This is a genomic window from Billgrantia sp. NRB1, from assembly GCF_056921725.1.
In genome coordinates this window covers 2,215,087-2,227,184 of the sequence record NZ_CM167783.1, presented here as the reverse complement: position 1 = coordinate 2,227,184, position 12,098 = coordinate 2,215,087, and the positions used below count along the sequence as shown (strand labels likewise).

Below are 12,098 nucleotides of genomic sequence, written 5' to 3'. Positions count from 1 at the left end.
TGGGTTCGCAGTGGCGTGGCAGGATCAGCTGCTCTGATACAGCCCCACGCCGTTGCGGCCGCCGTGCTTGATGCCGTACATGGCCTGGTCGGCGGCGTCGACCAGCGCTTCGACACTGGCAAACTCGCTGTCTTCCAGCGCCGCGATACCGATCGATGCGGTGACGTGAACCGGCTTGCCCTGGGCGTGAGCCAGGGGGCGTTCCGCGAGATGTTGGCGCACCCGGTCGGCGAGGACGCCGGCCTGGTGGTGACGGGTATGCGGCATGATCACCAGAAACTCTTCTCCGCCGTAGCGTCCGGCGATATCACTTTCGCGCACCATCCGTTTCAGGCTACCGGCGAAATGGATCAGGACGCGATCCCCGAATCGGTGCCCGTGGCGGTCGTTGATGCGCTTGAAGTGGTCCAGGTCGATGAACATCACGCTCAGCGGCTGTTGATGGGTCCGGGCGGTATCGAAGTGGACGTCGAGAAGCCTTTCTAGCCAGCTGCGATTGGCCAGTCCGGTCAGCGGGTCGGTGCGGGTCCGTTTGTCCAGCGCCACATGGCTGGCGTTGAGGGCCTCGAGCTCGCGCCGCTGTTCGGCCAGGTGGCGGCTGATTCGGAGGTTCTGTTCGAACAGCAGCTGCTTGGCCTCGGTGAGCAGCGTGATGGCGTCGATGTCCGGCGGGCAGGTGATCTCGAAGAGCCGCGCGGTGGAGGGTAGCCGCTGCTGGAGCTGCTGCAGTACGCCTGTCAGCAGCTCGGGGTTCAGGCTGTCGAGGGTGTCGAGCTGATGCAGCAGGTCGCTCATGGCCCGGGCTGGCTCGGGCGCAAGCCAGGCCTCGGCGATGCGGCAGGAGAGTCGCAGGCAGAGCCGGGGGATATCGCTTTCCTCGAGCGGGCCGTGACTGTCGGCAATACCCTGCGCCAGGTGGCCGGGTACTCCCCAGCTGGCGGCCAGCCAGGCGCCGACCAGGGCGTGGTCGCAGCCATAGCGCTCGCGCTCGGCCAGGGAGAGGGCGTGATGGTCCCGTAGGCCCGGCATCTCGCCGCTGTAGCGCTCGCCGTCCACTGCTTCGAGGGCCATGATCCCGATATCCTGGATCAGCGCCGTGGTGAAGACCCGGCCGGCATCCTCGGGGCTGAGCCGCTGTGCCAGGTGCTGGCCGGCCAAGGCGGCGATGATGGCGCGCTGCCACAGGTAGTCGTAGTCCAGAGCGAAGTGGTTGCCGGTGCTCGGCAGCCCGAAGCTCATGGCCGCTGCCAGGGTGGCGTCCAGGCCGAGGCGTGAGACGGCGTCCAGGCAGGTGCTGACCTGCGCGCCGCTGCGGGCGTAGAAGGCGCTATTGGCCAGCGACAGCAGCCGCAGCGTCAGGGCGGGGTCCCGCTCGATGACCTTGGCGAAGTCGGCCAGGCGGGGCTCCGGCATGCGGGCCAGGTTGAGCACCTGGGCCGCCGCGGCCGGCAGGCTGGGAAGCTTGCTGCAGCGGCTCAGGCGGTCGCGAAGCGCATCGGGAAGTGGGGGAAGATCAGGAGCCGTCAGGCCGCTATCGTCATCGATAGAATGCGACGGTGCATGGTTCGGCATGACAGCTCCCGAGTAAAACGGTTGGTTTAATTTTTGTGATTATCATAACCGAATTGTCAGCGAGTTCATCCTTTTCTCACGCCCTTTAGCCTTTACGCAGTGATGCATCGAGGTGGTCGACCACTTCGGCCCAATCGGCGTCCTCCTCCAGGGCCTCATGGAGAAACTCCGACTGGGCCTGATTCCAGAACGGCGCCTCGTGCAGCGGCAGGGTGTCGGGCAGCGGCGCATGCCGCTCGATGAAGGCCTTGATGGAGGCGTCGTCGGCGGGCAGCCCAAGCTGTTCGAAGAGTTCGGTGAAAGGGTGTACGGGGTGTTCCATGGCCACGGCTCCTTTGCTTGCGTTACTCCCACCCTAGCGCTTTGCCGGGCTGAGCGCTCAGGAGGCCTCAACGATGAAACCATTGAAGGACTCCCCCTCTCAACGCTCGCCCACCAGGGGGGTGAGGAAGCGGCGGCGTCGCTCGGCGTCGGGCAGCGGCTGCGCGAGCAGGTGCAGCAGCTTGGTCATCGCCGCCTCCGGCGTCATGTCGCCGGCCGACAGCACGCCGGCCTCGACCAGACCTCGTCCCGCCGCATAGTGCCCCATGGCGACACCGCCTTCCGGGCACTGGCTGGCAGCGGCGAGCAGCTTGCCCTCGCCGCAGGCATTGGCCAATACGCCCAGCAGCGCCGGGTCGTCCGGTACGTTGCCTCCGCCCCACACCTCCAGCAGCGCGCCCTTGACGCGATCATCCTCCAGCCAGGCGGCCAGCTGCCAGGCCTGGATGCCCGGCCACAGCGAAAGGCGCACGACGCTGCCCGCAGCCAGCCCCGAATAGTCGGGAAGCTCGAAGCGTGGCGCGCCGCGTTGTTGCACGGCGAGCCCGCGACTGGGATAGAGTACGGCCTGGTCGTCCACCCGTTCGCCAAGCAGGGGGTAGTTGGGGCTGACGAATGCCTCCATCGCGCCGGTGTGCCACTTGCGCGTGCGCACCCCGCGCAGCAGGCGTCCGGCGAAGGCCACGGCCACCTCCTTTAGTGCGGGCTGGACGGCGAAGCGCAGCGCCAGCTCGATATTGGCCAGAGCGTCGCTGCCTGCGGCCTCCAGCGGCAGCATGGCGCCGGTGACCACCACCGGGCGGTCCACTCCCTGCAGCTGATAGGCGAGACTCGCCGCGCTCCAAGCCAGGGTGTCGGTGCCGTGCAGGACCACGACGCCGGTATGGTCGGGCAGGGCGGCGGCGACGGCCCGGCCCAGCCGCTGCCAGTCGAGCGGCGTGGCGGCGCTGGAGTCGATGGGCTCGGGGCTCTCCTGCAGCACGAAGTCGGGGAGGCTCGCCTGGCGCGCCGGGGGCAGGGTGGCCAGCGCCCGGCGCAGTCGCGCCTCGAAGTCACGGCCCGGGGCGAGTCCCTGGTCGGTCTCGACCATGCCCAGGGTGCCGCCGGTGTAGAGCACCAGCACGGGCGGGTCGGCGAGGGAAGAGGCGGTCACGGCGGCTCCTGGCTGTCGGCAACGGGAAAAGCGCCATGATAACGCTTCACTCCTCGCTCCTCACCCTGACGCCATCATCGACGCGCTCGCCGGGATGGGTGATCAGCGTCTCACCTTCGCTCAACCCCGCGAGCACCTGGGTCACCAGGCCCTGGCGGCGGCCGATCTCCACGCTGCGCCGAACAGCTCGCCCGTTTTCGATGACGAAGACCGCCCAGTCACCGTGATGGCGGAACAGCGCGCCGGTGGGGATCTGCAGCACCTCATCGGCTTCCCAGAGGATGAACTCGGCGTCGATGCGAAAGCCGCTGCCCAGCCCCTGTCGGGCGGGGACGGCGTCGGCGGCGAAGTCGACGATCACCGGCACGCGCTGCTCGTCCACGCCCAGCGCCGAGGTGCGCGTGAACCCGGCCGGCTCGACGCGCCGGACCTGGCCGCTGAGCGTCTCGCCGCCCCAGCCGCTGAGCTTCACCGCCATACCGGGACGCAGCTGCACGGCGTCCATGGAGAGCAGGTCCACCTGCACCTCGAGATCGTCGGGGCGGCCCAGCTCGAGAATCGGCTCGCCGGCCGACACGCTGCCTTCGCAGCAGCGGTAGCGGGTCAGCACGATGCCGGAGACCGGGGCATTGACCGCCAGCTCGGGGGTGTCCCCCGGGGTGCTGCGCTGGCCGCTGGCCACCTCCAGTACGGCACGGGCACTCTCCACCTCGAAGCGGGCGACCTCGACGCTGGAGGCCGCGGCGTTCTCCAGGGCCCGCTGGCGGTCGCGCAGGCTCTGGCGGTGCTCCAGGTCGGCGGTGGCCACCAGGTTGCGCTCGTGGAGCCGCCGGTAGCGCTGGTATTCGGACTCGGCGAAGCGCCGCTCGGCGCGGGCGGTCTCCAGGTTGGCCTGGGCGGTGCCGAGGCGGGCCTGGGCAGCCTGCAGGTTGTCCTCGGCCTGCTGCCGGCTGCGCGCGTCCAGCGCTGGGGCGGGGGTCGGTTCGAGCCGGAACAGCACATCGCCCTCCTCGACGCTGTCACCGACCTCGAGGGTGACGCGCTGGAGGTAGCCGGCGATGGGCACCGAGACGTTCCAGGTATCGCGCAGCCGGGTGCGGCCCTCCTCGGTCACCGAGTCGACGAAGGGGCCGGCGCTGACGGTGGCGACGCTGACCGTCACCGGAGCAGGCCACAGCGCCCAGCCCAGCAGGCCGACCGCGGCCAGGGCGGCGATGGCGCCGATCAGTCGTTTGATGCCTCGGGATCTGGATGGCATGGCGGTTTCCTTGGTTATTCCACGGCCTTGAGCACGGCGATCATGTCCAGCCGCCCCAGTCGGCGAACCGCGAGCAGGGCGACCGCCAGCGAGGCGAGGATGACGCCGGCGGCGGCGAAGCCGAAGGCGTAGGGGGTAAGCACCAGCGGTACGCGAAACAGGTCGTTGCTGAAGGCCTGGTTGAGCAGGGCGCTGAACCCGATGCCGATCAGCCAGCCCAGCGGAATGGCCAGGGCGGTGATCAGGGCGATCTCGCCGAGCAGAATTCGCGCGACTTCGCTGCGGGTATAGCCGAGCACGCGCAGGGTCGCCAGCTCTCGGGCGCGCTCGGAGAAGGTGATGCGAGCGTTGTTGTAGATGACACCGAAGGCGATGGAGCCCGCCAGGACGACGAAGACCAGGGCGAACATCAGGATGGTCTCGTCCATGTACTCGCGAATGCCGCGCTCGGCCTCCGACAGCAGGCCGATGCCCGCCACCGCCGGCAGGCCATGGAGCGCCCGGTGCAGGTGATCGTTCAGGTCGGGGTCGACCAGCAGCCAGGCGCCGCTGATGGCCGGCCCTTCACTGAGCAGGGCGTTGAGGGCGTCGCGCTGCAGGTAGGCGCCGACACCGATGGGCTCGTCCACCAAGGCCACCAGCGGCAGGGTGAGCCGCTGGCGGCGCCCCTCCATGACGGCGATCTCCAGAGCGTCGCCTACCTCGGCCTCGAGAAAATCGGCGAGGAAGCGGGTCAGCATCACGCCGTCGCTGGGTACCGTCTGGGGGCGCCCGCTGCCGTCCAGGACCTGACGCAGCTGGGGCTTTGCATCGGTGCCCAGCAGGCTGGTGCGGTACTCCCGGTGGGCGTGATGCAGGGTCACCGGCACCCGGCGCCAGGTCTCCACGGCCAGCACCCCAGGCTGGTGGCGCAGCTCGCCGGCGGCCCGGGCCGGGGTCACCTCGCCGAAGGTCAGTTCGATATCCATGCGCATCACCTGCCGATACTGCTGGTCGAGCATCCTTTCGACCGCGCTGAGCTGATAGGCGCCCATCATCAGCAGGCCGGCGGAGAGCGCGATGCCGGCAACGGACAGCCCCGCCTTGGCCGGATGGCGAAGCAGGTGGCGCAGCACGATACGCGCTTCGTGGCTAAGCCCGGACCCCAAGGCGGCGCGCTCCAGCCAGGTGCGCCGGAAGCGCTGGGGCGCCGGCGGGCGCATGGCCTGGGCGGGCGGCTCGCGCACGGCCCGCCACACCGCGTGCCAGGTCCCCGCCAGGGCCGCGATGCCGGCCACGGCCAGAGCCAGCGCCATGGCCCAGGGCGGCACCCGAAAGTGCATCTCGGCGAAGCGAAAATACTCGGCGTAGATGCCGGCGAGCCCCCGGGCGGCCCAGGCGCCCAGGGCCACCCCCAGGGCCCAGCCCAGCAGCACGATGAGCCCCGCCAGCATGCCGTAGTGGCGGGCCAGCTCGCCGTCGCGATAGCCGAAGGCCTTGAGCATGGCCAGCGCCTCGCGCTGGGTCTGGATGATCCGGCCCATCACCACGTTGAGCAGAAAGGCCGACACCGCCAGGAAGATCGTCGGCAGGATCGCCGCCTGGGCCCGCTGCTGGGCCAGCTCCTCCTCCAGGAAACGGTGCGACTGCTGGTCGTGGCGGGTCTGGGTGCCGGTGGCGCCGTAGCGGGCCAGGATATCGTCCAGGGCGTCGCCGAGGGTGTCGGCGTCGGCGCCCGGCTGCAGGGTCACCAGCAGCTGGTTGAAGGCCCCCTCCATGCCGAAGGCGTTGGCCAGGGCGCGCTGGTTCATCCACAGGATGGCGTAGCGCCGATAGTCGGGCAGCAGGTCGGTGGGGGCGGCCTGGTAGATCACCTCCGGGCTGCGGGCGATGCCGCTCAGCGTCAGTTGGGTCTGGCGCCCGTCGATGATCGCCTGGAGGCTGTCGCCGGGGGCCAGGTCATGGGCCACGGCGAAGGCGTCGCTGACCACCGCCTGGTCGGCGCGCCCCGGCTCGGGCAGGCTGCCGGCCACCAGGTGAAGGCGGTTCAGGTTCGGCTGGCGGCCGTCGGGCAGCGACAGCATCTGGCCGCGCACCGGATCGTCGAAGCCCGCTACCGACAGCCGCACCGGGGCGCGCACCCGCGGTTCCATGCGGCTGACGCCCTCCAGGGTCTGCAGGCGCTCGACCAGCCCCAGCGGCGCGCGCTTGACGTCGACGAAGAGGTCGGGATAGTGGTGGCTGGCGTAGAAGCCAGACTGGGCGCGGGTCAGGGCGTCCAGGGTGGTCACGGCGAGGATCAGGGTCATCACGCCGCTGGCGATCACCGCGGCGATGGCCAGCGACTGCCCCTTCAGGCGAAAGAGGTCGCGCAGCAGCTTGCGATGCAGGACGCTCACGGCCGTGCCCCCGTTACCAGCGCAGCTCGCCGGGCGGGGTGCGCCGGGCGTTGACGTGGATGTCCCCCACCTGGCCGTCGCGCAGGCGAATCACCCGGTCGGCCATTTCGCCGATCACCTCGTTGTGGGTGATGATCGCCAGGGTGGTGCCGGTGGTGCGGTTGAGGGTCTCGAGCACTTCCAGCACGCGAATGCCGGTGCGAAAGTCCAGTGCCCCGGTGGGCTCGTCGCAGAGCAGCACCTCGGGGCGCTTGGCGATGGCCCGGGCGATGGCCACTCGCTGCTGCTCGCCGCCGGAGAGCTGCGACGGGAAGTGGTCGAGGCGATGCGCCAGGTCGACCATGGCCAGGGCCTCCTCCGGCGCCATGGGCGCGCGGCTGATGTCGGTGACGATGGCCACGTTCTCCCGGGCGGTGAGGCTCGAGATCAGGTTGTAGAACTGAAACACGAAGCCCACGTGGTGGCGGCGAAACTCGGTCAGCTGCCGCTGGCTGGCGTGGGTCAGTTCATGGGTCTGCCGGCCCCGGTCGATATAGTGCACGCTGCCTTCGCTGGCGCTATCCAGGCCGCCCATGATATTGAGGAGGGTCGACTTGCCTGAGCCGGAGGCGCCCAGCATCACTACCAGCTCGCCCGAGAAAAGCTCCAGGTCGACGCCGCGCAGCGCTTGGATGGTCACGTCGCCCATCGGGTAGAAGCGCTTGAGCCCGCGGGTCTGGAACACCGCCTGTGGCGAGTCGTGCATCGGTAACCTGCTGAGGTCGGGGGCTTGATCCAGTATGCAGGGGGAGCGTCGCGCGGAATATGGTGAACGGCAATCGGCAAAAGGTAAGTCGTACTGCCTTTGACAAGGATCAAGCAATGACGGCACGGAGGCTGAACGAATGACGCGACCCTTATCCCACTGGGGGCTGCTGGTGTCGCTGGCGATCATCTGGGGCAGCTCCTTTGCCCTGACCCGGATCGCCGTGGCGGAGCTGACCCCGGCCATGGTGGTGGCCGGGCGCAACATGGTGGCGGCCTTGGGGCTTCTGGCGCTGGTACTGCTGCTGGGGCGGGCCTGGCCCCGGGGGCGCCGTGTCTGGGGCTTCATGTTGGCCATTGCGGTGATCGGCAACATGGCGCCGTTTCTGCTGATCAGCTGGGGGCAGCAGCGCATCGACAGCGGCCTGGCGGGGATCCTGATGGCGGTGATGCCGCTGGTGACCCTGGTGCTGGCGCACTTCCTGGTCCCCGGCGAGACGCTGACCCGCCAGCGCCTGCTCGGGTTTAGCATCGGCTTCGTCGGCATCCTGGCGCTGATCGGCCCCGCCGCGCTGCGCGAGCTAGGCGGGTATGGCGAGAGCCTGCTGGCGCAGCTGGCGGTATTGCTGGCGGCCTGCTGCTATGCGGTGAATGCCATCGTCTCGCGCCACAAGCCAGCCAGCGATGCCTGGTCGACCTCGGCGCTGGTGCTGGGGATGGCGTGGCTGCTGACGCTGCCGCTGGCGGTGTCACCCTACCTGGGCGAGTCGGTCCCCGGGCTCTCGCTGTCGGCCGGGGCGCTCTGGGCGGTGCTGGTGCTGGGCATCGTCTGCACGGCGCTGGGCAGCGTGGTCTTCTTTACTCTGGTGGCCGCGGCGGGGCCGACCTTCCTGTCGCTGATCAACTACCTGATTCCGCTTTGGGCGGTGGTCATTGGGATTCTCTTTCTGGGCGAGCGGCCCGAGTGGAACCACCTGCTGGCGCTGGTGTTGATCCTGGTGGGCGTGGCCATTTCCCAGCGCCGGTAGCGAGGTGGTGTTGTCCAGCGTTGGCGATGACAGCTAACGCTGCAGCCTCCGCCAAGGCGCCTATCGGCCCCAGTCGCGATTGTAGGAGGAAGCTTCAGCTCACGACTGGAGGCCGCAGGCCTCCCGGCGGTGTTGTCAGGCGTTGGCAATAACAGCGAACGCGGCAGTCTCCGCCAGGGCGCCTATCGGCGCCAGTCGCGATGCACAGCAGCGCTCCTACAGGTGCAAGCCTCTGATGTAGGAGCATCTTTAGATCGCGACCGGAGGCGACAGCCTCCCGGCGGTGTTGTCCGGCGTTGGCAATAACAGCGAACGCGGCAGTCTCCGCCAAGGCGCCTATCGGCGCCAGTCGCGATGCACAGTCGGAGCGCCGAACCGAGCGCTCCTACAGCTGCTTTTTCCACCGACGGTGCCACACCCTTAGCGTGTCACCAGTTGGCCGTTGTCATCCACATCCAGGCGCCGGTTGCGGCCCGCCAGCAGCGCGAAGCCGGCGGCAACGGCGACGATCAGCAGCAGCACCGCGGTGACGGTGGCCAGGCTCACGTCCAGCTGGAGCAGCACGCCCACGGCCAGCGGCCCCAAGGCCGCCAGGGTGTAGCCGCCGCCCTGGGCCAGGCCGGAGAGCTTGCCGGCCAGGCGCGAGTTGGCGGTGCGCAGCACGATCAGCGTCAGCGCCAGGCTGAAGCTGCCCCCCTGGCCGAGGCCGAGCAGCACCACGCCGGCCCAGCGCCAGCCGTACGGGCCGAGCAGCAGCAGCCACAGCCCGGCGGCCACGCAGGCCAGCACCAGCAGCAGGGCGGGTCGCTGGTCGCGGCCCAGGCGTGCCAGCCAGGGCGCGCCCAGCGCCGAGATCAGCTGCACCATCACCGAGGCGCCCATCAGCCAGCCGGCCTCCGATTCCCCGTAGCCGCGCGTCTGCAGCAGGGTTGGCAGCCAGCCGAAGACGATGTAGGCCAGCGAGGACTGACTGCCCATCAGCAGCATGACCTGCCAGGCCAGCGGCTGGCTGAGCAGCTGGCGCATGGAGCCGCCGGGAGGGCTCAGGCCAGCGGCCTGGGGCGCACGCGGCATGAGCCCGACCCAGGCGGCCAGAGCGGCGGCGGCCAGCAGCGCCCAGCTGATCAGGCTGGCCTGCCAGCTGCCGAGCAGGTTGGCCAGGGGAATGCTCAGGCCGGCGCCCAAGGCGCCACCCAGACACAGTGCCATGGTGTAGACGCCAGTCATCAGGTCGGCGCTGCCGGGGAGTTCGCGCTTGACCAGCGCCGGCAGCAGGGTACCGGCCACGCCGATGGCCGCGCCGACCAGCAGGGTGCCAGCGAACAGCAGTGGGATGGGCGGGATGCCGCGCACCGCCAGGCCGACGATCAAGAGGCCCAGGGCCAGCGACAGGGTACGCTCGGCGCCCAGCCGTTTGGTCAGCCACGGGGCCAGGGGGGCGAAGATGCCCAGACAGAGCACCGGCAGGGTGGTGAGGGCGCCGATCGCTAGCGGCGAGAGCCCGGTCTCCTGCTGGACCCGGACCAGCAGCGGGGCCAGGGAGGAGAGGGCGGGGCGCAGGTTGAGGCCCACCAGCACCATCAGAAACAGAAACAGCAGCAGTCGTTTTACGTTGGGTCCACTAGGCGTCATCGTCGTCTCGCCGTTCCCAGCCCTTTCCCGGCCGCGTCGGGCGGGTGTGCTCACCGTCGCGAGGGGCGATCAGCGGATGGTCGTTGGGCCCCATATGGCCGAACGGCACCACCTGTGGGTCTTGGCTGATCCGCGCCTGGCGGCGTATGTTGGATACGTCTTCGACGCTGACCAGCGGCGGCTGGCCGTTCTGGCGCTGGGGAGTGAGTTGTCCTTCGTAGGTCCAGCAGCGCTGGGGCACCTGTGAGACCAGCCAGCAGCGACCCCGCCAGTGGGCCTGGCCCTGGGCATCCAGGGTAAGATCCTCGACCGGTACCAGGGCAGCAAACAGCCGGGCATTGAGCACCGGCCCGCTGCCGGCCATGCTGACGGCGCCCTGGTAGCGACCCTCGTTCAGTGCCGCCAGCGTGCTGCTGCGCTTCTTCTCGGGGGTCACCTGGGCTTGTCCGCAAAGGTGCAGCAGGCCGTCATCGATCTGCTTGATGGCCCATACCGAAATGGGCTTCTTGCCGGATAGCCACTTCAGCATGGCTGGCTCGCAGTTGTCGTGGAGCGCTGGCGTGAGCGCATTCCCCTGTCCTCTCCAGTCGGCGCCGGGAAAATGGCAGCCTACATTCGCATATTGCGTTGTAGACTGCCATGCGCGGGGTCAAGCAGGACGTCAGGCCTGGCGAGCCCCCTGGCCGCCACGCCGCCGACGACGACCTGTGCCACTCGGCGCGTCGCCGCGCCGCTGGCCCTGAGCGTTGCCGCGTCCGCCGCCATTGCCGCCGCGGCGGTTACGGCCGTTCTCGATGGGCTCGGGCTTGGCGTTAGGGTCAGGCTCGAAGCCGGGCTCGATGCGCTTCTCCAGGTCGCGCTTGATCAGCCGCTCGATGCCCTTGAGCAGGCCGTGCTCGTCGACGCAGACCAGCGATACCGCCTGGCCCTCGCTGCCGGCGCGGCCGGTGCGGCCGATGCGATGCACGTAGTCCTCGGCGACATTGGGCAGCTCGAAGTTGACCACGTGGGGCAGCTCGCTGATGTCCAGGCCGCGGGCGGCGATATCGGTGGCCACCAGCACCTGCAGATCGCCGGTTTTGAAGGCGGCCAGGGCCCGGGTGCGCGCCGACTGGCTCTTGTTGCCGTGGATCGCCATGGCCGGGATCTCCTGCTTGGAGAGCTGTTCGGCTAGGCGGTTGGCGCCGTGCTTGGTACGGGTGAAGACCAGCACCTGGTGCCAGCCGTGGCGGCTGATCAGGTGGGCCAGCAGGTCGCGCTTCTTCTCCCGGTCGACCCGGTAGATGGCCTGGTCGACGGTCTCGGCGGTGGTGTTGCGCCGCGCGACTTCGATGGTCTCGGGGTTGTCGAGCAGCTTGCCGGCCAGCGCCTGAATCTCGTTGGAGAAGGTTGCCGAGAAGAGCAGGTTCTGACGCTTGGCAGGCAGCAGGCGCAGCACCTTCTTGATGTCGTGAATGAAGCCCATGTCGAGCATGCGGTCGGCCTCGTCGAGCACCAGGATCTCCACCCGCGAGAAGTCCACGTGCTGCTGCTGGTGCAGGTCGAGCAGGCGTCCGGGGGTGGCGACGAGCACGTCGAGGCCCGGGCGGATGGCGTCCACCTGGGGCTGCTGGCCCACGCCGCCGAAGATCACGTGGCTCTTCAGGGTCAGGTGGCGGCCATAGTCGGCTACGCTCTCGCCCACCTGGGCGGCGAGTTCCCGGGTGGGGGTGAGGACCAGGGCGCGGATCTGGCGCTTGCCGGGGCGCGGGCCATCGGCCAGGCGCTGCAGCAGCGGCAGGGTGAAGCCGGCGGTCTTGCCGGTGCCGGTCTGGGCGCTGGCCAGCAGGTCGCCGCCCTTGAGCACGGCGGGAATGGCCTGGCGCTGAATGGGGGTCGGAACGCTGTAGCCCTGTGCCTCCACGGCACGGAGCAGTTCGGCACGCAGGCCGAGGTCGGAAAAGGTCATGCGGTCTCCGCAGAGTCGCCTTCGCCGCGCCGCGTGCATCAGGCGCGCGACCAGTCCCGGGCCA

The 12,098-nt window shown here is 69.4% G+C and carries 10 protein-coding genes; 1 reads left to right on the top strand and 9 read right to left on the bottom strand.

Annotation, left to right across the window (positions count from 1 at the left end; all coding sequences use genetic code 11):
* Nucleotides 1-24: 24 nt before the first annotated feature.
* From ACZIYR_RS10190 to ACZIYR_RS10165, 6 genes are all read right to left on the bottom strand, one after another.
* Complete coding sequence (locus ACZIYR_RS10190) at nucleotides 25-1,572, bottom strand: sensor domain-containing diguanylate cyclase (RefSeq protein WP_483526611.1); 1,548 nt, start codon at nucleotides 1,570-1,572, stop codon at nucleotides 25-27.
* 85 nt (nucleotides 1,573-1,657) lie between these two features.
* A complete protein-coding gene (locus ACZIYR_RS10185) occupies nucleotides 1,658-1,894 on the bottom strand; it encodes a DUF2789 domain-containing protein (RefSeq protein ID WP_473033652.1) in 237 nt (78 codons plus the stop codon).
* Nucleotides 1,895-1,993: 99 nt separating this feature from the next.
* Nucleotides 1,994-3,046, bottom strand: coding sequence for an asparaginase (locus ACZIYR_RS10180; RefSeq protein WP_483526610.1), 1,053 nt, complete (start codon nucleotides 3,044-3,046; stop codon nucleotides 1,994-1,996).
* 46 nt (nucleotides 3,047-3,092) lie between these two features.
* Nucleotides 3,093-4,304, bottom strand: a complete 1,212-nt coding sequence (locus ACZIYR_RS10175) for an efflux RND transporter periplasmic adaptor subunit (RefSeq protein ID WP_483526609.1) — start codon at nucleotides 4,302-4,304, stop codon at nucleotides 3,093-3,095.
* A 14-nt stretch (nucleotides 4,305-4,318) separates the two neighbouring features.
* A complete protein-coding gene (locus ACZIYR_RS10170) occupies nucleotides 4,319-6,682 on the bottom strand; it encodes an ABC transporter permease (protein ID WP_483526608.1) in 2,364 nt (787 codons plus the stop codon).
* Nucleotides 6,683-6,695: 13 nt separating this feature from the next.
* Nucleotides 6,696-7,427 (bottom strand): ABC transporter ATP-binding protein, encoded by a 732-nt coding sequence (locus tag ACZIYR_RS10165; RefSeq protein WP_483526607.1) that lies wholly within the window; start codon nucleotides 7,425-7,427, stop codon nucleotides 6,696-6,698.
* 139 nt (nucleotides 7,428-7,566) lie between these two features.
* Between ACZIYR_RS10165 and ACZIYR_RS10160 the strand changes: the two genes are divergently transcribed.
* The gene (locus tag ACZIYR_RS10160) at nucleotides 7,567-8,454 is read left to right on the top strand and encodes a DMT family transporter (protein WP_473033644.1); all 888 of its coding nucleotides are present in this window, start codon (nucleotides 7,567-7,569) and stop codon (nucleotides 8,452-8,454) included.
* 420 nt (nucleotides 8,455-8,874) lie between these two features.
* Here the strand turns inward: ACZIYR_RS10160 and ACZIYR_RS10155 are convergent, their stop codons facing one another.
* From ACZIYR_RS10155 to ACZIYR_RS10145, 3 genes are all read right to left on the bottom strand, one after another.
* Complete coding sequence (locus tag ACZIYR_RS10155) at nucleotides 8,875-10,086, bottom strand: MFS transporter (protein WP_483526606.1); 1,212 nt, start codon at nucleotides 10,084-10,086, stop codon at nucleotides 8,875-8,877.
* On the bottom strand, nucleotides 10,076-10,615 hold the full coding sequence (locus ACZIYR_RS10150; protein WP_483526605.1) for a hypothetical protein: 540 nt from the start codon (nucleotides 10,613-10,615) through the stop codon (nucleotides 10,076-10,078). Before ACZIYR_RS10150 ends, ACZIYR_RS10155 begins: the two co-directional genes overlap by 11 nt.
* A gap of 132 nt (nucleotides 10,616-10,747) precedes the next feature.
* Nucleotides 10,748-12,034: a DEAD/DEAH box helicase gene (locus tag ACZIYR_RS10145; RefSeq protein WP_483526604.1), complete on the bottom strand. Its 1,287-nt coding sequence runs from the start codon at nucleotides 12,032-12,034 to the stop codon at nucleotides 10,748-10,750.
* Nucleotides 12,035-12,098: the final 64 nt, after the last annotated feature.